20 protein-coding genes are annotated in these 20,451 nt (G+C 69.7%); 15 read left to right on the plus strand and 5 right to left on the minus strand.

All coding sequences use genetic code 11. The features are described from left to right. The first annotated feature begins 4 nt into the window (after positions 1 to 4). The gene (locus AMK19_RS21865) at positions 5 to 757 is read left to right on the plus strand and encodes an amino acid ABC transporter ATP-binding protein (RefSeq protein ID WP_073814515.1); all 753 of its coding nucleotides are present in this window, start codon (positions 5 to 7) and stop codon (positions 755 to 757) included. Between the two features lie 226 nt (positions 758 to 983). Continuing rightward, positions 984 to 1,583 carry a CGNR zinc finger domain-containing protein gene (locus AMK19_RS21870; protein ID WP_073814348.1) on the plus strand — a complete coding sequence of 200 codons (600 nt, stop codon included), beginning with the start codon at positions 984 to 986 and terminating at the stop codon, positions 1,581 to 1,583. A gap of 7 nt (positions 1,584 to 1,590) precedes the next feature. Here AMK19_RS21870 and sodX read toward each other — a convergent pair whose 3' ends face one another. After that, a complete protein-coding gene (gene sodX, locus AMK19_RS21875) occupies positions 1,591 to 1,998 on the minus strand; it encodes a nickel-type superoxide dismutase maturation protease (protein ID WP_073814349.1) in 408 nt (135 codons plus the stop codon). A gap of 104 nt (positions 1,999 to 2,102) precedes the next feature. Here sodX and sodN point away from each other — a divergent pair, with 104 nt between their 5' ends. The 4 genes from sodN to AMK19_RS21895 all read left to right on the plus strand — a co-directional run bounded on the left by sodN (position 2,103) and on the right by AMK19_RS21895 (position 4,820). After that, the gene (sodN, locus tag AMK19_RS21880; RefSeq protein ID WP_073814350.1) at positions 2,103 to 2,498 is read left to right on the plus strand and encodes a superoxide dismutase, Ni; all 396 of its coding nucleotides are present in this window, start codon (positions 2,103 to 2,105) and stop codon (positions 2,496 to 2,498) included. Positions 2,499 to 2,738: 240 nt separating this feature from the next. Beyond that, entirely contained in the window at positions 2,739 to 3,218 is a 480-nt protein-coding gene (locus AMK19_RS21885) for a GNAT family N-acetyltransferase (RefSeq protein WP_073814351.1), read from the plus strand. A gap of 171 nt (positions 3,219 to 3,389) precedes the next feature. After that, positions 3,390 to 3,803, plus strand: a complete 414-nt coding sequence (locus tag AMK19_RS21890) for an anti-sigma regulatory factor (RefSeq protein WP_073814352.1) — start codon at positions 3,390 to 3,392, stop codon at positions 3,801 to 3,803. A gap of 36 nt (positions 3,804 to 3,839) precedes the next feature. Next, on the plus strand, positions 3,840 to 4,820 hold the full coding sequence (locus AMK19_RS21895) for an RNA polymerase sigma factor SigF (protein ID WP_073814519.1): 981 nt from the start codon (positions 3,840 to 3,842) through the stop codon (positions 4,818 to 4,820). A gap of 68 nt (positions 4,821 to 4,888) precedes the next feature. On the opposite strand, the gene AMK19_RS21900 is transcribed toward AMK19_RS21895, so the two are convergent. After that, the gene (locus tag AMK19_RS21900; protein ID WP_073814353.1) at positions 4,889 to 5,308 is read right to left on the minus strand and encodes a hypothetical protein; all 420 of its coding nucleotides are present in this window, start codon (positions 5,306 to 5,308) and stop codon (positions 4,889 to 4,891) included. A 51-nt stretch (positions 5,309 to 5,359) separates the two neighbouring features. Between AMK19_RS21900 and AMK19_RS21905 the strand changes: the two genes are divergently transcribed. Both AMK19_RS21905 and AMK19_RS21910 read left to right on the plus strand, forming a co-directional pair. Beyond that, on the plus strand, positions 5,360 to 6,331 hold the full coding sequence (locus AMK19_RS21905) for a diacylglycerol/lipid kinase family protein (RefSeq protein ID WP_073814354.1): 972 nt from the start codon (positions 5,360 to 5,362) through the stop codon (positions 6,329 to 6,331). Between the two features lie 342 nt (positions 6,332 to 6,673). Beyond that, the gene (locus AMK19_RS21910) at positions 6,674 to 6,925 is read left to right on the plus strand and encodes a WhiB family transcriptional regulator (protein WP_014138019.1); all 252 of its coding nucleotides are present in this window, start codon (positions 6,674 to 6,676) and stop codon (positions 6,923 to 6,925) included. A gap of 314 nt (positions 6,926 to 7,239) precedes the next feature. Here the strand turns inward: AMK19_RS21910 and AMK19_RS21915 are convergent, their stop codons facing one another. From AMK19_RS21915 to AMK19_RS21925, 3 genes are all read right to left on the minus strand, one after another. Continuing rightward, positions 7,240 to 8,760, minus strand: a complete 1,521-nt coding sequence (locus AMK19_RS21915) for a sensor histidine kinase (RefSeq protein WP_073814355.1) — start codon at positions 8,758 to 8,760, stop codon at positions 7,240 to 7,242. A gap of 427 nt (positions 8,761 to 9,187) precedes the next feature. Continuing rightward, positions 9,188 to 10,246: an SIS domain-containing protein gene (locus AMK19_RS21920; RefSeq protein WP_073814357.1), complete on the minus strand. Its 1,059-nt coding sequence runs from the start codon at positions 10,244 to 10,246 to the stop codon at positions 9,188 to 9,190. A 166-nt stretch (positions 10,247 to 10,412) separates the two neighbouring features. Continuing rightward, positions 10,413 to 11,717, minus strand: coding sequence for an extracellular solute-binding protein (locus AMK19_RS21925; protein WP_073814359.1), 1,305 nt, complete (start codon positions 11,715 to 11,717; stop codon positions 10,413 to 10,415). A gap of 564 nt (positions 11,718 to 12,281) precedes the next feature. Here AMK19_RS21925 and AMK19_RS21930 point away from each other — a divergent pair. From AMK19_RS21930 to mctP, 7 genes are all read left to right on the plus strand, one after another. Further along, a complete protein-coding gene (locus AMK19_RS21930; RefSeq protein WP_241844506.1) occupies positions 12,282 to 13,583 on the plus strand; it encodes an extracellular solute-binding protein in 1,302 nt (433 codons plus the stop codon). A 149-nt stretch (positions 13,584 to 13,732) separates the two neighbouring features. Further along, positions 13,733 to 14,722, plus strand: a complete 990-nt coding sequence (locus AMK19_RS21935) for a carbohydrate ABC transporter permease (protein ID WP_073814363.1) — start codon at positions 13,733 to 13,735, stop codon at positions 14,720 to 14,722. Then, a complete protein-coding gene (locus AMK19_RS21940; protein WP_073814365.1) occupies positions 14,719 to 15,645 on the plus strand; it encodes a carbohydrate ABC transporter permease in 927 nt (308 codons plus the stop codon). The genes AMK19_RS21935 and AMK19_RS21940 overlap by 4 nt, the downstream gene beginning before the upstream one ends. Before the next feature lie 58 nt (positions 15,646 to 15,703). Further along, positions 15,704 to 17,284, plus strand: coding sequence for a glycoside hydrolase family 3 protein (locus tag AMK19_RS21945; protein ID WP_073814366.1), 1,581 nt, complete (start codon positions 15,704 to 15,706; stop codon positions 17,282 to 17,284). A gap of 170 nt (positions 17,285 to 17,454) precedes the next feature. Beyond that, positions 17,455 to 18,237 carry a GntR family transcriptional regulator gene (locus AMK19_RS21950; RefSeq protein WP_073814367.1) on the plus strand — a complete coding sequence of 261 codons (783 nt, stop codon included), beginning with the start codon at positions 17,455 to 17,457 and terminating at the stop codon, positions 18,235 to 18,237. Between the two features lie 290 nt (positions 18,238 to 18,527). Beyond that, positions 18,528 to 18,830 (plus strand): DUF3311 domain-containing protein, encoded by a 303-nt coding sequence (locus AMK19_RS21955; RefSeq protein ID WP_073814368.1) that lies wholly within the window; start codon positions 18,528 to 18,530, stop codon positions 18,828 to 18,830. 20 nt (positions 18,831 to 18,850) lie between these two features. Beyond that, positions 18,851 to 20,446: a monocarboxylate uptake permease MctP gene (mctP, locus tag AMK19_RS21960; protein WP_073814523.1), complete on the plus strand. Its 1,596-nt coding sequence runs from the start codon at positions 18,851 to 18,853 to the stop codon at positions 20,444 to 20,446. Positions 20,447 to 20,451: the final 5 nt, after the last annotated feature.

Raw genomic sequence — 20,451 nt, forward strand, 5'->3', positions numbered from 1 at the left:
CCCGATGGTCAAGGCCGAGGGCGTGCACAAGTCGTACGGCCAGGTCGAGGTGCTCAAGGGCATCGACCTGGAGGTCAAGCAGAGCGAGGTGTTCTGCCTGGTCGGCCCGTCCGGCTCCGGCAAGTCCACCTTCCTGCGGTGCATCAACCACCTGGAGAAGATCAACGCCGGCCGGCTGTACGTCGACGGCGAGCTGGTCGGCTACCAGCAGCGCGGCGACCGGCTGTACGAGCTGAAGGACCGCGAGGTCGCGCTGAAGCGCCGGGACATCGGCATGGTGTTCCAGCGGTTCAACCTGTTCCCGCACATGACGGCACTGGAGAACGTCATCGAGGCGCCGGTGCAGGTCAAGAAGGAGAACCGGGCCGCCGCCAAGGAACGGGCGATGGCCCTGCTGGAGCGGGTCGGACTGTCCGACAAGGCCCGCAACTACCCCACCCAGCTCTCCGGCGGCCAGCAGCAGCGGGTGGCGATCGCCCGGGCGCTGGCCATGCAGCCCAAGCTGATGCTGTTCGACGAGCCCACCTCGGCGCTCGACCCCGAACTGGTCGGCGAGGTGCTGGACGTCATGCGCGGCCTGGCCGAGGAGGGCATGACGATGATCGTGGTCACCCACGAGATGGGCTTCGCCCGCGAGGTCGGCGACGCCCTGGTGTTCATGGACGGCGGCGTGGTCGTCGAGTCCGGCCACCCGCGCGAGGTGCTCACCAACCCGCAGCACGAGCGCACCAGGGCATTCCTCTCCAAGGTGCTCTGACAACGCACAACCAGGGGCGCGGGGAACTGCGCGAGGGGGAACGCGCCACGTCCGCAAGATCGCGACGCAGGACAATGACCTGCACGTGATCGCGACCTTGCGGACGTGACTTGCGCTTGTCGCTCAGTTCCCCGCGCCCGCCCGCTTTCGCGCCCGCAGGGCTCTCGTGCCCGCTGTAATACCCTGGAGTCCTTCAGCCCGTTACACCCCCCCTGGAAGGACCCCCGTGGATCTCGCCTCGTACGCCGACTTCGCCGTCCGGCTGGTCAACAGCGAGGAGCCGGCCCGCGGCACCGACGACCTCACCTCGGTGGACGCCGTCCGGGCCCTGTTCGGCACCACCTCGGCCCGGGCCTCCGCGCTCGCCGACGAGTCGGACCTGCCCAGGCTGCGCGGCGTCCGCACCCGGCTGCGCGGCGTCTTCGAGGCCGCCGCCGAGAGCGAGGACGTCCGCGCCGTCAACCTGCTGAACAGCCTGATGGTGGAGTACCCCGTCAGCCCGCTGGTCTCCGGCCACGACGACCTGGACGACACCGGCCGGCCCAACTGGCACCTGCACCTGGCCGACAACGCGCCCACCGCCGCCGCCAATTACGCCGCGGTCGCCTGCATGGGGCTGGCCATCCACCTCACCGAGCTCGGCGTCGACCGGCTCGGCATCTGCCAGGCCTCGCCCTGCCGCAACGCCTACCTGGACACCTCCACCAACCGCTCCCGCCGCTACTGCTCGGACCGCTGCGCCACCCGCGCCAACGTGGCCGCCTACCGGGCCCGCAAGCGCCAGGAGGCGCTGCGCGCCTCGGCCGCCGCGACCGCACAGGACTGAGCGGCCGTCAGAGCTCCGTCTCCACCGGCGCGCTGACGCCCAGCCGTTCGGCCAGCCACGCCGGGCGGCCGCGCAGGGCGCGCTCCAGCCGGCGTCCGGGGGCCAGCCAGGCCGGCCGGGGCGCCAGCCGCAGCAGCACCCGGCCGAGCACCAACTCGTCCGGCACCGCGCCGTATTCGCGGCTGTCGGTGCGCACCAGCGGGTTGTCGGAGAGCATCCACCAGCCGCCCGGACGGCGGCCCACCGCCCGCTTCACCACCAGCAGGTCCTGTTGCAGCGGATGCCGGAACAGCGCGATCGCACCCGGCCGCAGTGGCGCGCCGTAGCGCACCAGCACCCGGTCGCCGTCGGCCAGCAGCCGGCGCATCGACGGTCCGGCGATGTCGGCCACGCCGAGCGGTGTCCCATATCGCACGATTCCCACTCCTTCTTTTGCCCTAGGCCCCCGGGGCGACGGCGAATTCGGCCCGCCGTGAGGGTAATGTCGGGCCCGGGAAGACGATCTAAGGAAGGACCCCCATGTTCTCTCGTCTGTTTGCTCCGCGGGTCACCGCCCACGCGCACTGCGACCTGCCCTGCGGCGTGTACGACCCGGCTCAGGCCCGCATCGAGGCCGAGTCCGTGAAGGCCACTCAGGAGAAGTACCAGGCCAACGAGGACGCCGAGTTCCGCGCTCGCGCGATCGTCATCAAGGAGGAGCGCGCCGAGCTGGTCAAGCACCACCTCTCGGTGCTGCACACCGACTACTTCAAGGCCCCGCACTTCGAGGCCTACCCGGGCCTGCACGACCTGTTCAACCGTGCGGGCAAGGCCGCTTCGGCCGCCAAGGCGTCCACCGACCCGGCGACCGGCCAGGCCCTGCTGGACCTGATCGCCGAGATCGACGGCATCTTCTGGGAGACCAAGAAGGCCTGACGCCGCGCCAGTTCAGCGTGCCGGAGCCCGGCCGCCACCGCCCCGCCCGGGGGCGCCGGCGGCCGGGCTCCGCGTTTCCCCGCCGCCGCACCGAACGCCCGCACCCGCCGCCCGCACCCGCCGCCCGCACCGGGCGCGCCCGCCGGGTCGGGGTTTTCCGGGGTTCGTCCCGGGCATACAGCAATTTCCCGGGCGACGGACCTTTCCGGAAGGAGGGGGGAGATGAGTACGCTCGATCGTATGATCCGCAATGCGACTCCCGCCGACGTCCCCGTCATCCACGCCATGATCCGCGAGCTCGCCGACTACGAGAAGGCCCTGCACGAGGCCCGGGCCACCGAGGAGCAGCTGCACGACGCGCTGTTCGGCGAGCACCCGGCGCTGTTCGGCCTGATCGCCGAGGACGAGTCGGGCGTGCCGGCCGGTTTCGCGCTGTGGTTCCGCAACTTCTCGACCTGGCGCGGCACTCATGGCATCTACCTGGAAGACCTGTACGTCTCCCCCGACAAGCGCGGCGGCGGCCACGGCAAGGCGCTGCTCACCGAACTGGCCCGGATCTGCGTGGAGCGCGGCTACCACCGGATGGAGTGGTCGGTGCTGGACTGGAACGAGCCGTCGATCGGCTTCTACAAGTCCCTGGGCGCGGTCCCGATGGACGAGTGGACGGTCTTCCGGCTCACCGACGACGCGCTCGTCGAGCTGGGCTCCACGCCCCGCTGAGCGCAGTCCCGTTCGAACTCTGATCCCTCGTTCCCGTGACGGTGGACGGAGATCACGACAGACCGACCCCGAGCGCGGTAACGTCTCGGGGCACAAGGCAGTTGAACCAATGCCAGTGGTGGCGCCGGGGCCTCCGGGCCCCGAGCACCGAGCTTCATCCAGGAGGTGAGGGTGTCCCAGATCGACGGCGAGCCCGGAGTGAAGGACTTCGTTGAGGTCCGCCTGCCCGCGGCGGGCGCCTACCTCTCGGTGCTGCGGACGGCTACGGCCGGCCTCGCGGCCCGCTTGGACTTCACCCTGGACGAGATCGAGGATCTCCGCATCGCAGTGGACGAGGCCTGCGCGATCCTGCTCCAACAGGCCGTTCCGGGCTCGATCCTGAGCTGCGAGTTCCGCCTGGTGGGCGACGCGCTGCGGGTCACCGTGTCCGCGCCGACCACCGACGGACGCGCCCCGGAGCGGGACACCTTCGCGTGGACGGTCCTCTCCGCGCTGGCCGGGGAGGTGGAGTCCGCGGTGGCCGCGGACAACACCGTCTCCATCAGCCTGAACAAGAAGCGCGGCGGGTCCTCGGCCCAGCCTTAACCAGTGTCGTTTCTCGGAACGGAACGGGTGATCGCCGTGAGTGATCTGGACCGCACAGTTGCCGTCGTACCGCCGCAGGCGAGCGTTGCCCGCACCGCCACCCCTGACGAAGCCCTCCCGAAGGACCCCAGCCGGATGAGCCAGCCGACCGACCCGAAGCCCGAGCGGCCCGCGGCCGAGCCCGAGGAGGGGAACGCCGCCCCGGCGTCCGCCGCCGAGGCCGTCCGCTCGACCGTGCCGGCGCAGGGGCACCGCAGCGGCGCGCCGGACCGCGAGGCGGCCCGGGCCCTGTTCGTGCGGCTGTCCGAGCTGCCGGAGGGCTCGCCGGAGCGGGTGGAGATCCGCAACCAGCTGGTCCGGATGCACATCCCGCTGGTCGAGCACCTGGCCCGCCGCTTCCGCAACCGCGGCGAGCCGCTGGACGACCTGACCCAGGTCGCCACCATCGGCCTGATCAAGTCGGTGGACCGCTTCGACCACGAGCGGGGCGTGGAGTTCTCCACCTACGCGACGCCCACCATCGTCGGCGAGATCAAGCGCCACTTCCGCGACAAGGGCTGGGCGGTGCGGGTGCCGCGCCGCCTGCAGGAGTTGCGGCTGTCGCTGACCACGGCGACCAGCGAGCTCTCCCAGCGGCACGGCCGCTCCCCCACGGTGCACGAGCTGGCGGAGCACCTGGGGATCTCCGAGGAGGACGTGCTGGAGGGCCTGGAGTCCGCCAACGCGTACTCCACGCTGTCGCTGGACGTCCCGGACAGCGACGACGAGTCGCCTGCCGTGGCGGACACCCTGGGCGCCACCGACGAGGCGCTGGAGGGCGTCGAGTACCGCGAGTCGTTGAAGCCGCTGCTGGCCCAACTCCCGCCCCGGGAGCAGAAGATCCTGGTGCTGCGGTTCTTCCGGAACATGACGCAGTCGCAGATCGCGGCCGAGGTCGGCATCTCCCAGATGCACGTCTCCCGGCTGCTGGCCCGCACCCTGGCGCAGCTGCGCGAGAAGCTGCTGGTCGAGGAGTAGCCGACCCGTGCGAACGCCGCAGGGCCCGCCCCCGAACCCGGGGGCGGGCCCTGCGTGTCGTCGTGGGTCTACCGGTCGCCGTACAGCACCGCGGTGACCCGCGGGTTGAGCAGCGAGACGATGCCGATCAGGCCGACGACGCCGATCGCGGCGCCGACGGCGACCATGCCGCCGCCGGACTGCCACATGTAGTACGCGACCGGCAGGCAGATGGAGTTGGTGAGCACGGCGGGGCTGCGGCCCCACTTCTGCCCGCGCAGCAGGGCGCGGCCGGCCATCAGCGGCAGCAGGCCCATCAGCAGCAGCACGATGCCGCCCATCTCGGTGCGGCCGAAGTCGGTGCCCGAGCCGACGAAGCCGGAGATCAGGTCGTAGATCCCCCAGCCCGCCATCGCCGCGCCTTCGAGCGCGGTGATACCCGCGCCCACGAGCAGCGGGACGGGCCGGTCGGGTGCGGTGGCGGTGGCGGTAGCGGATTCAGCGGTCACCGGGCCAGGGTAACGGTCGTCTTATGTCGGACGGGTCGTAGGCTGATCGCCATGCGCGCTCTCCTGGTCGTGAACCCGAAGGCGACCACCACCAGTGGCCGGACCCGGGACGTCCTGATCCATGCCCTGCGCAGCGACCTGAAGCTGGACGTCGCGGAGACCCAGTACCGGGGCCACGCGGGCGATCTGGCCCGTCAGGCGGCCGAGGACGGCACGGTGGACCTGGTGGTGGCGCTGGGCGGCGACGGCACCGTGAACGAGACCGTGAACGGCCTGCTGGCGCACGGGCCGGGCGAGCGGGTGCCGCGGCTGGCGGTGGTGCCGGGTGGTTCGACCAATGTGTTCGCGCGTGCGCTGGGGCTCCCGAACGACCCGGTGGAGGCGACCGGCGCACTCCTGGACGCGTTGGAGCACCACAGGGAGCGCGCGATCGGTCTGGGCAAGGCGCTGACCGCCGGCGAGCCGGACCGCTGGTTCACCTTCACTGCCGGACTGGGGTTCGACGCGGGTGTCGTCGGCCGGGTGGAGCGTCAGCGCCGGGCGGGGCGCAAATCCACTCACGCGCTCTATGTCATGGAGGCGCTGCGGCACTACGTCACCGAGCGTGAACACCGCCGTTCGGGTCCGATCACGCTGGAGATCAACGGCCGCGAGCCGGTTCCGGGCATGGTGATGGCCATAGTCTCCAACACCTCTCCCTGGACTTTTCTGGGCTCCCGTCCGGTCCTTCCGTCCCCCTCGGCGTCCTTCGAAACCGACCTGGACATCTTCGGCATCACTCGAATGACGGCGTTCCGCACAGCCCGGACGGTCCGTCAGATCCTGCGCCCACAGGCCCCCGCAGAGGGTGACGCGAACCCCGCAGGCCCGGCCGGGAAGCATCTCGTCTCCTATCACGACGTCAGGCACTTCACCTTGGTTTCACAGGAACCTGTGCCGTTTCAGGTCGACGGGGACCACCTTGGAGACAGGAGTCGCGTCAGTTTCACAGGCGTACGGCGGGCACTGCGTGTGATTGTGTGACCAGAAGGGGGTCTTCACCTTGCACTCGAACGTGCGAGCCCCTTCACTCCATAGAAGTACCGCCTGTGAGGTAGGCGACACCGAAGAATCAAAAATTTCTTGCCGAAGGGGGTTGTATCCGGCTTCGAGGTTTGCGAACCTCTACATGGCGATCGGGACACACCGCAGACGACATCGCGGCAGAGTCCCTCGAATCGCCGAACCCCTCTCAGCAAAGACCTCCCGGGCCCGGTGGGCCTTTGGTCCCTTTTGCTGTTGCGGGATTCGTGAAAGCGTTCACATTCACAAGCCGTACGAGTGAGTCGCGGGCTACCGCCTGTCGACCGGAGGAGTTGGACGACCATGGACTGGCGCCACCGCGCTGTCTGCCGCGAAGAGGACCCGGAGCTGTTCTTCCCGATCGGGAACACCGGTCCTGCTCTGCTGCAGATCGAGGAAGCCAAGGCCGTGTGCCGCCGTTGCCCCGTGATGGAGCAGTGCCTGCAGTGGGCGCTCGAGACCGGCCAGGACGCCGGCGTCTGGGGCGGCATGAGCGAGGACGAGCGTCGTGCGATGAAGCGCCGCGCCGCCCGCAACCGCGCCCGCACCGCCTGACACACCGTCAGAAGCCTTACAGATCAACCCATGATCAAGGGTTCGGCCGCATTTGGCCGGCCGAGCCTTCCCGAACGGGCCCCGCTCCAGTTGCGGGGCCGACGACGCGAGCCGCCCAGGCACTTGATACTGTTCACTTAGAGCAATATTGTGGACCTGTGGCGCTCACCGTGTGCAACACACACGAGGCGGGCGTCGCGCCACACCAGAGCCCCCGTTCCGGCCGACTCCCCCCGACGGCCGGACCGGGTTGAGAGGCCCTGCCGACCCACCCCCCCGGTCGGCAGGGCCTCGTTTCTCTTCCCGACCTGCCGTCAGCGGACGGGGATCTCCAGCACCACCTTGGTGCCGCCGCCGGGCGCGGCCACCATGTCGAAGCTGCCGCCGAGTTCACCGGTGGCCAGGGTGCGGACGATCTGCAGGCCCAGGTTGCCGGCCTGCTGCGGGTCGAAGCCTTCCGGCATGCCCCCGCCGTCGTCCTGCACGGTGATCAGCAGGTACTCCTCCGGCCGCGCCCCGCTGTTCCAGCTGTCCGACCAGCCCTTGCCGCCGACCGGCGCACGCCCGCGCAGCGCGCTCACCTCCAGGTTGCCGGAGGCGGACGGACCGAACGCGTGCTCCAGCGCGTTCTGGGTCAGCTCGGTGAGGATCATCGCCAGCGGGGTGGCCACCTCGGCGGACAGGATGCCGAACGAGCCGCTGCGGCGGGCCGACACCCGGCCGTCCTGGGACAGCTCCATCACCATCGCCAGCACCCGGTCGGCGATCTCGTCGAACGTCACCTGCTCGTCCAGCGCCTGCGACAGCGTCTCGTGCACGATGGCGATCGAACCGACCCGGCGCACCGCCTCGTCCAGCGCGGCCCGGCCGGCGTCGGAGTCCATCCGGCGGGACTGCAGCCGCAGCAGTGCCGCGACCGTCTGGAGGTTGTTCTTCACCCGGTGGTGGATCTCCCGGATGGTGGCGTCCTTGGTCATCAACTCGCGGTCCCGACGCCGGAGTTCGGTGACGTCGCGGCAGAGCACCAGCGAACCGGTGGGCGTCCCCTTGGGCTTCAGCGGGATGGTCCGCAGGGTCACCACGCCGCCCTGCGCCTCCACCTCGGTCTGTCGGGGCGCCCAGCCGCTGGCCATCTTCACCATCGACTCGTGCACCTTGCCGCGGCTCGGCGGCACCAACTCGGCGGTGGCCTGGCCGAGATGACTGCCCACCAGGTCGGTGGTCAGCCCGAGCCGGTGGTACGCCGACAGCGCGTTCGGGCTGGCGTACGTCACCACGCCCTCCGCGTCCAGCCGGATCAGGCCGTCGCCGACCCGCGGCGCGGCGTCCATGTCGGTCTGCTCGGCGCCCGGGAACGGGAAGGTGCCGGCGGCGATCATCTGCGCCAGGTCGGACGCGCTCTGCAGGTAGGTCAGCTCCAGCCGGCTCGGGGTGCGCACCGTCAGCAGGTTGGTGTTCCGGGCGATCACGCCCAGCACCTTGCCCTCCCGTCGCACCGGGATGGACTCCACCCGCACCGGCACCTCCTCCCGCCACTCCGGGTCGCCCTCCCGGACGATCCGCCCCTCGTCGTACGCGGCGTCCAGCAACGGCCGCCGCCCCCGGGGCACCAGGTGGCCGACCATGTCGTCCTGGTACGAGGTCGGGCCGGTGTTGGGCCGCATCTGGGCCACCGAGACGTAGCGGATGCCGTCCCAGGTGGGGATCCACAGCACCAGGTCGGCGAAGGACAGGTCGGAGAGCAACTGCCACTCCGAGACCAGCAGATGCAGCCACTCCACGTCGGCACCGGTGAGGGTGGTGTGGCGGCGGACGAGTTCGTTCAGCGAGGGCACACCGTGAGCGTATCTCCGACCGCCACGGCCCACGTTGTCCAGACCAATCGGGGGGAGCCCCTGGACAACGCGGATTGGTCTAGTCCACAATGAAAGTGCACCAAGGAGAGGCCCCCCGCGCAACTGCCCTGACCGCGCGAGGCCGCTCCGCGGTCGGAGGCGTCGTTCGAGAGTCCCGCACAACTCTCGGCCGAGACCCGCCTCCGACATACAGCTCCGGGCTGCGGTGCCGCACAGGTTGAGGGTCCTGTGTCGGCGCCGTGGCCCGTAGTGTTTTCCGGAGCACTGCAAGGGCGCGAACCCACGCGCTCGCGCGCGCCTCCCCGGTCTTCGCACTCCCCCGGTTTCGCACTCCACAGCCCGCCCCCTCCCAAAAAAGGCCGCCCCCACCGACTTCTCGTGGGAGCGGCCTTTCGTGCAGCAGGCGTCAGTGCGTCTCGGTGACCTTCGCGAGAGCGCGCGGCGCGTCCGGGTCCTGGCCGCGGGCGATGGTGACCTCGTAGGCGAGGAGCTGGAGCGGGAGGATCTCCAGGATCGGCTGGACCTCCTCGGGCACGCCGCCGGGCAGGGCGAAGCCGGCGCTCGCGGCGTCGACCTGGTCCTGCTGGCCGACCACGACGAGGTCCGCGCCCCGGCCGCGCAGGCGGTCGAGGACCGGCTGCAGGGCCTCGCCGCCGCGACCGTCGGGGACGATCGCGATGACCGGGGAGACGTTGTCGACCATGGCCAGCGGGCCGTGCAGCAGGTCGGCGCCGGAGAACGGGGAGGCCGGGATGTAGGTGGTCTCCATGAGCTTCAGCGCCGCCTCGCGGGCGGTCGGGTAGCCGTAGCCGCGCGAGGTGATGACCAGGCGCTGGGCGAAGCGGTAGCGCTCGGCGAGCGCCTTGACCTCGGCCTGGCGGGCCAGGATGCCGGCGGCCAGCTCCGGCAGGACCTTCGCCGCGGAGCCGTCGTTGCCGCGCAGGCCCTCGACGAAGAGGTACAGCGCGAGCAGCTCGGCGGTGTAGGTCTTGGTGGCGGGCAGGGCCTTCTCCGGCCCGGCCAGCACGTCGATGTGGAACTCGGAGACCTCGGCGAGCGGCGAGCCGGCGTTGTTGGTGACCGCCAGGGTGATCGCGCCGGCCTCGCGGGCCGCCTTGGTGGAGGCGACCAGGTCGGGCGAGCCACCGGACTGGCTGACGGTGATGACCAGGCAGTCGGTGAGGTCCGGCTTGGCGCCGTAGGCGGTGGTGGTGGACATCGAGGTGAGGCCGGCGGGCTTGCCGAGCAGGACCTCGATCAGGTACTTGGCGTACAGCGCGGCGTTGTCGGAGGTGCCGCGGGCGGTGAGCAGGACGAACCGCGGGTTGCGGGCGGCGATCTGCGTGGCGATCTCACGGATCGCCGGCGCGCCCTCGTCGAGGATGCGCTGCAGGACGGCCGGCTGCTCGGCCATCTCCGCCGACATGATCCTGCCGGGTACGGAAACAGTCTGCGGGTCGGACATCGGGGTGTGCCTCCGTGGAGAGATGGATCTACCCCGTGGGGCGGGACGCCCGACGGGGACCTCTTGAACGGCGGCGAGACCGCACCCTCGCTGCAGTGGAACTGTGCTGTGCCGATCCTACGTGGACCGGGGGCCGTGCGTCGGCACCCGGTCCACAGAAATCGGATCAGGACGGGTTGTTGATCAGCTGGTCGATCTGTGCGTCGGCTTCCTTGGTGGCGTCCTCGACGCTCTTGCCCTTGAAGATCGCGTCGAGCATGTTCACCAGGACGTTCTGCTTCTCGACCGCGCCCCAGCCGGGGGCGGCCGGGGTGAACCAGGCGTCCTGGACGGCGTTGGCGGCCGCGGCGGTGGCGGGCTTGTTCTTCAGCGGCGCCAGCTGGGTGAGGTTGTTGGGCAGGGTGTCCTTGTCGGCGAGCACCTGCTGGGACTTGGTGCTGGTGAACATCCGTACCCAGTCGGTGGCGGCCGCGGCGTTCTGCGACTTCGCGGTGACGGCGAGGTCGGAGCCGCCGATGAAGGAGGGCAGCGGCTTGCCGTTCGGGCCGGGCATGGTGACGATCTTCAGCGAGTCCTTGAGCGCCGGGGTGCCGGTGATCGGCGCGATGGCGTCGCTCAGCTCCCAGCCGTTGGCGTAGATCAGCGCGGCCTTCTCGTGGCCGAGCACGCCGGCCTGCTTGGCCTCGTTGACCTTCAGATCGCCCTTGTTGTACGTCTTCACCAGGTTGACGAAGTGCTGGAGGCCGGCCTGCGACTTGGTGTCGTGCAGGGTTCCGTGCCAGATGCCGGCGGAGTCGAACTTGGCGATCGAGCCGCCGTACGCGGTGACGTAGGACATCGCGGCGTACCAGTAGGGGCCGGGCAGGTAGAGCGCGGAGAAGCCGGGGGTGCTCTTGTAGCGCAGGGCGACCTTGTCGAGGGCGGCGGTCAGCTCCTCCTCGGTCTGCGGCAGGCTCGCGGAACCGGTGGCGTCCTGGAACATCTTCGCGTTGTAGACGCCGACCCGGGCGCCCGCGTAGTAGGGAACGCAGTAGAGCTTCTGGTTGTACGTGCAGGTGTCGGCGAGACCCTTGATCCAGTTGTCGGAGTTGTCGAAATCGGTCCGGTCGAGTCCTGCCAGCGCCCCGTTGACCATGTACTTCGTGGTCTCGGTGTTGCCGAGCTCGACCACGTCGGGCACCTGGTTGGCGGCGATCGCGGCGTCCAGCTCGGCGATCTTGTCCTTCCAGGTGTGGTAGCTGAGCTTCAGCTGGACGTTCGGGTACTTGGCGCCGAACTCGTCGTTGACCTGCTGCACCAGCTCCGGCCAGCTCTTCTGCGCGTCGTCCATGAGCCAGACCGTGACGGTGCCGGTGACGCTCTTCGGGTCGACAGTGCCGGCGGGGGCGGCCGACTTTCCGCCGGACGAGCAGCCGACGGCGGTGGCCAGCAGGACGGCAGTGCCGAGCGTGGCCAGTACCTGACGCTTCACGCGAATCCTCCGAATGTGGTGCGGGGAGGTCTGCGCGAGTGGTACAGACCAGCGCTTCGGATACTGGCTTAGACCAATTGCACCGTCAACGCACGTGATGATTACAAGTCCCGCTTGTTGTCGATCCGTTGCTGGTTCTGCCCCGCTCACGTCAATACCGGGCCGGGTATGCCGCTTAAGGCTCACTTAAGGTGCACTTCAGGCCACGTTGAGCAACCGGAGGCAAAGGTTCCGGGATGGCCGATTCGTCCCGCCATATCCGGATCCGCCCCCGACTTGGTCCAGTCCAACACGGCCGAGTCAAGCGTTGATAACGGCTTGTGCATGCACTCTTCGATCCCTTGACGCTCGTCATTGGTCCATGCCAATCTCCAGGCGTTGGTCTAAACCAATGGTCTACTCCACCTCACGGATCGGCCCGCCTGCCCCGGCAGTTCGCGTCCGTGTCATCCGGTGACGTTCCCCCAAACGGCACGACGCAGCTTCAGGGCCCATGGCCCGGCAGCCCGGTGCCTCACCTTGCTCATCCCTCTGGAGGATGGTTTGAACCGCAAGATCGCAGCCGTGGCCGCTATTGCCACCGTGCTGGTCGCCTCGGCTTGCTCCTCGTCTTCGTCCAGCTCCGGCGGTGGTGACAGCAAGGGCTTCGCGCTCAGCAAGGACGGCAAGGGCAAGAAGATCACCGTCTGGCTGATGGAAGACGCCCAGAAGGGCTGGCCGGACGTCGTCGAGGCGGCGAAGAAGGAGTTCACCGCCCAGACCGGCGCCGAGGTCGACATCCAGTGGCAGACCTGGACCAACTACACCACCAAGCTCGACACCGCCCTGGCCGCTTCCGGTGGCCCGGACGCGCTGGAGCTCGGTAACACCCAGGTCGCCAAGTACATCGAGGCCGGCTCCTTCGCCGACCTGACCGGTGTCAAGAGCCAGTTCGACAACTCGGACAAGTGGCTGGACTCGCTGGCCGCCTCCGGCCAGTCGCCCGACGGCTCCAAGACCTACGCCGTTCCGTACTACGCCGGCGCCCGCGTCCTGATCTACCGCAAGGACCTGTTCGAGGCCGCCGGTGTCGCCCAGGCCCCGACCACCCTGGCCGAGCTGAAGGACGCCCTGACCAAGGTCAAGGCCGCCAACGCCAACGTCCCGAACTTCTCCGCGCTCTACATGCCGGGCCAGAACTGGTACTCGGCGGTCTCCTTCGGCGCCGGCCAGTTCGGTGTCAAGGGTGTCATCGCCAAGAAGGACGGCGAGAAGTGGACCGGCAACCTGACCGACCCGAAGTTCGTCGAGGGCGTCAAGACCTGGAACGACCTGCAGAAGGAGTACTCGGTCGGTGGCACCACCACTGACGAGGCCACCCAGGACGCGCTGATGGCCAAGGGCAACATCGCCGCCATCATCGGCAACGGCTGGGAGGTCACCTCCGTCGCCGACCCGAAGACCGGTGACCCGGCGCTGAAGGACAAGCTCGCCACCATCGCCCTCCCGGGCGCTGCGGCCGGCGCGCCGACCCCGGCCTTCCTCGGCGGCTCCGACCTGGCCGTTCCGGCCAAGGCCGCCAACGCCGGCCTGGGCGCGACCTTCCTGCAGATCTACACCAACACCGCGCAGCAGACCGCGCTCGCCAAGTTCGCCATCCCGAACGCCAAGAACCTGGTCGCCGCCTACAAGGCCGCCGACCCGACCAACAAGGCGGCCGGTGACGCGGCCGAGGGCGCGACCTGGTTCATCCCGAACTCGCCGCTGTGGTCCGGTGCCGACGAGACCGCGCTGAAGACCGCCTTCGGTGCGATCGCCTCCGGCGGAGACGCGGCCGCCGAGCTCAAGAAGGCCCAGGAGACCATCGTCAAGGACCTGAACGGCTGACCCAGCTGTTCCGCAGTCGGCCCGGGAGTCCGCTCCCGGGCGGACCACCGCACTGAGCGCCGATGAAGGGGGTGGGCAGTCCGCGATCGCGCGGACTGCCCACCCGTGCGCCAGGACCGATCAGAACCGCGGGCCCGGGAAGGACCCTGATGAGTGTGACTACGAACGAGACCGTGACCCGGTCCGGAAAGTCGGGGCCTGCCCCGGTGGGGAAGCCGCAGCGCCGCGGATTCTTCGCGGCCGGCCAGTACATCCCCTACGCCCTCCTGCTGCCCGCCATCGTCGTGCTGGTGGGCGTTCTGGCGTATCCGATGTTCAGACTGTTCGACCTGTCGTTCCAGAACGTCAACCGGTACGCCTACCTGGTCAACCCCTCCCTGGCGAAGTACATCGGGTTCGACGGCTACACCAACATCCTCGGCGACCACCAGTTCTGGGAGGTCGTGCTCCGCTCCATCTACTTCACCGCCGAGCTGGTCGTCCTCTCGCTGGTGCTGAGCATGCTGATCGCGCTGCTCCTGAACCGGGTGTCCAACTGGGCCCGGGTCACCGTCATCACCGTGATGATGTTCGTCTGGGCGATCCCCGCGCTGGTCAACGGCCAGGTGTTCCGCTGGCTGTTCTCCTCCAACGGCGGCGTGGTCGACTACCTGGCCTTCCTGGTCACCGGTGACGAGTCCTGGAAGCACTACGACTGGTTCGCCGACCCGTCGGTCGGCCTGTACGTGGTCGGCGCCTCGGTCATCATCTGGGGCGCACTGCCGTTCCTGGTCCTCGGCCTGTACGCCGCGCTGACCCAGGTCCCGGTCGAGCTGACCGAGGCCGCCCGCCTGGACGGCGCCTCCGGCTTCCAGGTCTTCCGGCACGTGACCATCCCGGTCATCCGGCCGTTCCTGATGATCTCCGCCGCACTGAGCTTCATCTGGGACTTCCAGGTCTTCGCGCAGATCTACGCGCTGCGCAACGCCTCGCCCGAGCCCGGCTACTGGACCATCGGCACCTACCTGTACATGAACGGCATCGTCCGCTCGCGCTACAGCGAGAGCTCGGTGATCTCGATCGTCATGATCCTCATGATGCTGGCGGTCCTCGTGTACTACATCCGCCAGATGCTGAAGATCGGAGCCAACGAGCGATGACCGCGACGACCACGCACCCGTCCGGGCCGCCACTGGCGCCCGAGGCCGCAAAGCCGAAGAAGCAGAAGAAGGCCAAGGTCCGCACCATCGGCCGCAACCCCGTCATGACGGGGGTCTGGAACACCGTCGCCATGGGCGTGGCCCTGGTGATGGCCTTCCCGATCTACTGGATGATCCTCACCACGTTCAAGACGAACAAGGACCTGATCTCCCAGGACCCGACCTTCTGGCCGTCGGCCTTCTCGTTCGACAGCTACAAGACCATCTTCGATGACAAGGAGTTCCTGCCCTCGCTGCAGAACACCCTGATCATCACGGTCGGCGCCATGCTGCTCGGCCTGGCCGTCGGCTTCCTCGCCGCCGTGGCGGTGGCCCGGTTCAAGTTCCGCGGCCGCAGCTTCTTCATCGTCACCATGCTGGTGGTCCAGATGGTGCCGCTGCTGGCGATCATCATTCCGCTGTTCGTGGTGATGAACAAGGCCGGCATGACCGGCTCGCTGTTCGGTGTGATCCTCGCGTACCTGGTCTTCACCGTGCCGTACGTGATCTGGACGCTGCGCTCCTTCATCGTGAACATTCCGGCGGAGCTGGACGAGGCCGCCATGGTCGACGGCTGTACCCAGTGGGGCGCGTTCTTCCGCGTCATCCTGCCGCTCACCCTGCCCGGCCTGATCACCACCGGTGTCTACAGCTGGATCCAGGCGTGGAACGAGTTCATCGTCGCCAACACGCTGCTCGCCAGCAGCGGCGCCAAGACCTCGATGATGTGGCTGACCTTCTACTCCACCACCCCGACCCGGGGTGCGGACTACGGCTCGCAGATGGCCGGCGGTCTGCTGGTCTCGCTGCCCGTGATCATCCTGTTCGTGTTCTTCCAGAAGAAGGTGTCGGCGGGTCTCACCGCCGGTGCGGTCAAGGGCTGAGTCCCCTTCCACACCCCCCGATCGCACCTGAAGCACCTCCACCCCCAGGGAAGGAACCATGGCGATGCCCGGTACGGAAAGCGCCTCGCTCCTGCGCGACGCCGGAGCGGTCCTGCAGCCCGGCTTCGCCGGTCTGACCGCGCCCGAGTGGCTGCGCCGCAGACTGGGCGACGGCGAACTCGGCGGCGTCGCCCTGTTCGGCCGCAACATCCGCACCCCGCAGCAGGTCGCCGCGCTGAACGCCGAGATGTACGCGCTCAACGGCGAGCTGCTGATCGCCACCGACGAGGAGGGCGGCGACGTCACCCGCCTCGAAGTGACGAGCGGCTCGTCCTACCCGGGGAACCTGGCGCTCGGTGAGGTCGACGACACCGACCTCACCGAGCGGGTCGCCCGCTCCATCGGGTTCGACCTGGCCAGCGTCGGCGTGAACCTCAACTACGCGCCCGACGCGGACGTCAACTCCAACCCCGACAACCCGGTGATCGGCGTCCGCGCCTTCGGCGGCGACGGCGACCTGGCGGCCCGGCACACCGCCGCGTACGTCCGCGGCCTGCAGTCCGCGGGCGTCGCGGCCTGCGCCAAGCACTTCCCCGGCCACGGCGACACCGCCGGCGACTCGCACCTCGGGCTGCCCCGGATCGACCTGGCCGCCGACCAGTTCGGCCAGCACCTGCTGCCCTTCAAGGCCGCCATCGCGGCCGGCGTGAAGAGCATCATGACGGCGCACATCCTGTTCGACGCCTACGACGCCCAGCTGCCCGCCACCATGTCGCAGCGCATCCTCACCGGCCTGCTCCGCGAGGAGCTCGGCTTCGACGGGCTGATCGTCACCGACGGCATCGAGATGGGCGCCATCTCCGGCACCCACGGCGTCGCGGCCGGCTCGGTCCGGGCGATCGCGGCCGGCGCCGACACCATCTGCGTCGGCGGCGGTCTGCAGGACGAGGACGCCTTCGTGTACCTGCGCGACGCGCTGGTCTGGGCGGTCCGCGAGGGCCGGCTGTCCGCCGAGCGCCTGCACGAGGCCGCCGAGCGCAACCGGACGGTGGCCCGCTGGTCCGCCGACCTGCGGGCGTCGCTGGTCGGCCGGCAGGGCGAGGTCGGCGTCGGCCTGACCGCCGCCCGCCGGGCGCTGCGGATCACCGGCGGGCTGCGCCCGCTGGGCGGGATCCCGCACGTGGTCGAGTTCTCCCCCGGCGCGAACATCGCGGCCGGCGACGACACCCCGTGGGGCGTGGCCGGCCCGCTGGCCGAGCTGGTCCCCGGCACCACCTCCAGCCGGGTCTCCCCGCCGGCCACCGTCACCGAGGGCTCCGGCCTGCTGCACGTGGCCGTCGCCGCCGAGGACGCCGAGATCGACACCGCTCCGCTGCTCGGCGCCGCGGTGGGCCGTCCGCTGGTGCTGGTGGTGCGCGACGTGCACCGCCACTCCTGGATGCGCCGGGCCGCGCTCGCCCTGGTGGAGCACCGCCCGGACGCCGTCGTGGTGGAGATCGGCACCGGCCACGGACTGGCCGAACTGTTCGCCCCGTCCGGCGTCACCACCCTTGCCACGTACGGCGGTTCGCGGGTCTGCGCGATCGCCGCGGCGGAGGCGCTGGCCGGACTCGCGGTGACCGCGGCCACCGCGGGCTGAGACACTCGGGTACGGGCCCGGACGGGCGCCACGCGCTCCGTTCCGGGCCCGTCGCATGCCGGTTTGACCCCAGGCGCTCCCGCAGGCTTCCCCGCGCGTGCAAACATGTGCTGTTACATAGGACTTAGGGGTCCGTTAAGGACCACCTCCAACGAGGAGTGAGAGCTGCCATGAGTGGCGACAGGGATTCGGCGCTCGCCGAGGGCTCCACGGTGCCGACCCAGACCGGCCCTGCCACCACCACGGCCCGGGTGCCGAAGTACTACGGCCTGAAGCGGCACCTGCTGCAACTGACCGAGACCCAGCCGGCCGGCACCCCGGTGCCGCCGGAGCGGGCGCTCGCCGCCCAGTTCGACACCTCCCGCACCACCGTCCGGCAGGCCCTGCAGGAGCTGGTGGTCGAGGGCCGGCTGGAGCGCATCCAGGGCAAAGGCACCTTCGTCGCCAAGCCGAAGGTCGCGCAGGCCCTGCAACTGACCTCGTACACCGAGGACATGCGCGCCCAGGGCATGGAACCGACCTCCCGGCTGGTCGAGGTCGCGTACATCTCCGCCGACGAGCGGCTCGCCCCGCTGCTGGACATCAAGCCCGGCGGGCGCGTCCTGCGGATCGAGCGCCTGCGGCTCGCGAACGGCGACCCGATGGCCATCGAGGTGGCGCACCTGTCGGCCAAGCGCTTCCCCGCGCTCCGCCGCAACCTCGCCAAGCACAACTCGCTCTACACCGCGCTGCGCGAGGTCTACGGCGTGACGGTCGCGGAGGCCGAGGAGACCATCGAGACCACCCTCGCCAACCCGCGCGAGGCCGGCCTGCTCGGCTCCGACCTGGGCCTGCCGATGCTCCAGCTCTCCCGGCACTCCTTCGACGCGGACGGCGCGCCGGTCGAGTGGGTGCGGTCGATCTATCGCGGGGACAGGTACAAGTTCACGACGAGGTTGCAGCGGCCCGAGTAGCCGTCCTTCGCAGCTCCGGGACAAGCACAGCACGACGAGGTTGCAGCGGCCCGAGTAGCCGTCCTTCGCAGCTCCGGGACAAGCACAGCACGACGAGGTTGCAGCGGCCCGAATAGCCGGGCGGGTACGACCCGTCGAGTAACGCGTAGTTGACAGGGTAGTGACACAAGTCACTCCCCTGCCCTACTCTCGCGGAGACCTTTCGATCACCGAAGGTGCTGCTCGGCGGACGCACAGCGATGTGCGGTGCGGCGCCAGTGAGGTGACTCCTCGTCATCCGGGAGCCGCTCGTGTCGTCTCAATCGCCATCCGCGGGCGCGCTGCCCGCGGTCTCTCCCGCCCGGGTACTGGCGGGCCTGTGCCTGCTGGTGCCGATCGTGGTGGTGCTGTGGGTGCCCTCGTACGCCAAGGCCGAGCCGTCGCTCGGCGGTATGCCGTTCTTCTACTGGTACCAGCTGATGTGGGTGCCGGTGTCGGCGGTGTTCACCACCTCCGCGTACCTGCTGCTGCGCCGTGACGAGGCGGCCCGCCGGGCCGCCTCGGCCGGTTCGGCGCCGGTTCCGGCGCAGCCGGACGGGGGTGAGCAGTCGTGAAGCACGTGGACTGGACCGCGATGACGGTCTTCCTGCTGTTCTTCGTCGTGGTCACCGTGATGGGCTTCATGGCCGCGCGCTGGCGCAAGGCGGACGACGCGCAGCACCTGCACGAGTGGGGTCTGGGCGGCCGGAACTTCGGCACCTGGGTCACCTGGTTCCTGCTGGGCGGCGACCTGTACACGGCGTACACGTTCATCGCGGTGCCGGCCGCGGTGTACGCGACGGGCGCGGCGGGTTTCTTCGCGGTGCCGTACACGATCATCGCGTACCCGCTGGTGTTCCTGATCCTGCCCCGGCTGTGGTCGGTGTCGCGGGTGCACGGCTACGTGACTCCGGCGGACTTCGTGCGCGGCCGGTACGGTTCGCGCGGGCTGTCGGTGGCGGTGGCGCTGACCGGCATCCTGGCGACCATGCCGTACGTGGCGCTGCAGTTGGTGGGCATCCAGGCGGTGCTGTCGGTGCTGGGCTTGGGCGGCAGCGGCAACTGGTTCCTGCAGGACCTGCCGCTGTTCGTGGCGTTCGGCGTGCTGGCGGCGTACACGTACTCGTCGGGTCTTCGGGCGCCGGCGCTGATCGCGTTCGTCAAGGACACCCTGGTGTACGTGGTGATCCTGGTGGCGGTGATCTACATCCCGATGCGGCTGGGCGGCTACGGGCACATCTTCGACGCGGCGGCGCACAAGTTCGCCCCGCCGGCGGACGGCTCGAAGCCGACGGGGTCGCTGATCATCGCGACGGCCTCGCAGTGGCAGTACGCGACGCTGGCGTTCGGGTCGGCGTTGGCGCTGTTCATGTATCCGCACTCGGTGACGGGCGTGCTGGCGGCGAAGTCCCGCAACACGGTGCGCCGCAACATGGCGATCCTGCCGACGTACTCGCTGATGCTGGGCCTGCTGGCGCTGCTGGGCTTCATGGCGATCGCCGCCGGGGTGAGCCGGGGCGACAAGAAGTTCAACGCGCAGCTGGCGGTGCCGCAGCTGTTCGCGGACATGTTCCCGAGCTGGTTCACGGGCGTGGCGTTCGCGGCGATCGGGGTGGGTGCGCTGGTGCCGGCGGCGATCATGTCGATCGCGGCGGCGAACCTGTTCACCCGCAACGTGTACAAGGAGTTCCTGAAGCCGGAGGCGACGCCGGCCGACGAGACCCGGGTGGCGAAGATCGCCTCGCTGCTGGTGAAGGTCGGCGCGCTGGCGTTCGTGCTGGTGATGGACAAGCAGGCGGCGATCAACATGCAGCTGCTGGGCGGCGTGTGGATCCTGCAGACCGCGGTGGCGCTGGTGGCGGGCCTGTTCACCCGGTGGTTCCACCGCTGGGCGCTGCTGGCCGGCTGGGCGGTCGGCATGGCGTACGGCACCTGGAAGGCGTACGGGATCTCGTCGGCGGCGACCAAGCACTTCGGCGGGTCGGCCGCGGAGATCCCGGTGCTCGGGCAGGTCGGCTACATCGGCCTGACCGGGTTCGCGCTGAACCTGGTCGTCGCGGTGGTGCTGACGCTGGTGCTGCGGGCCCTGAAGGCCCCGGAGGGGACCGACGAGACCTCGAAGGCCGACTACTCCGCGGAGGCCGGTGACGAGGCCGTGGAGCAGGCCCCGCAGCCCACGCTGGCGCACTGACGCGT

Origin of the sequence: Kitasatospora sp. CB01950 (genome assembly GCF_001905465.1) — a bacterium.
In the GTDB taxonomy this organism is placed as follows: Bacteria; Actinomycetota; Actinomycetes; order Streptomycetales; family Streptomycetaceae; genus Kitasatospora.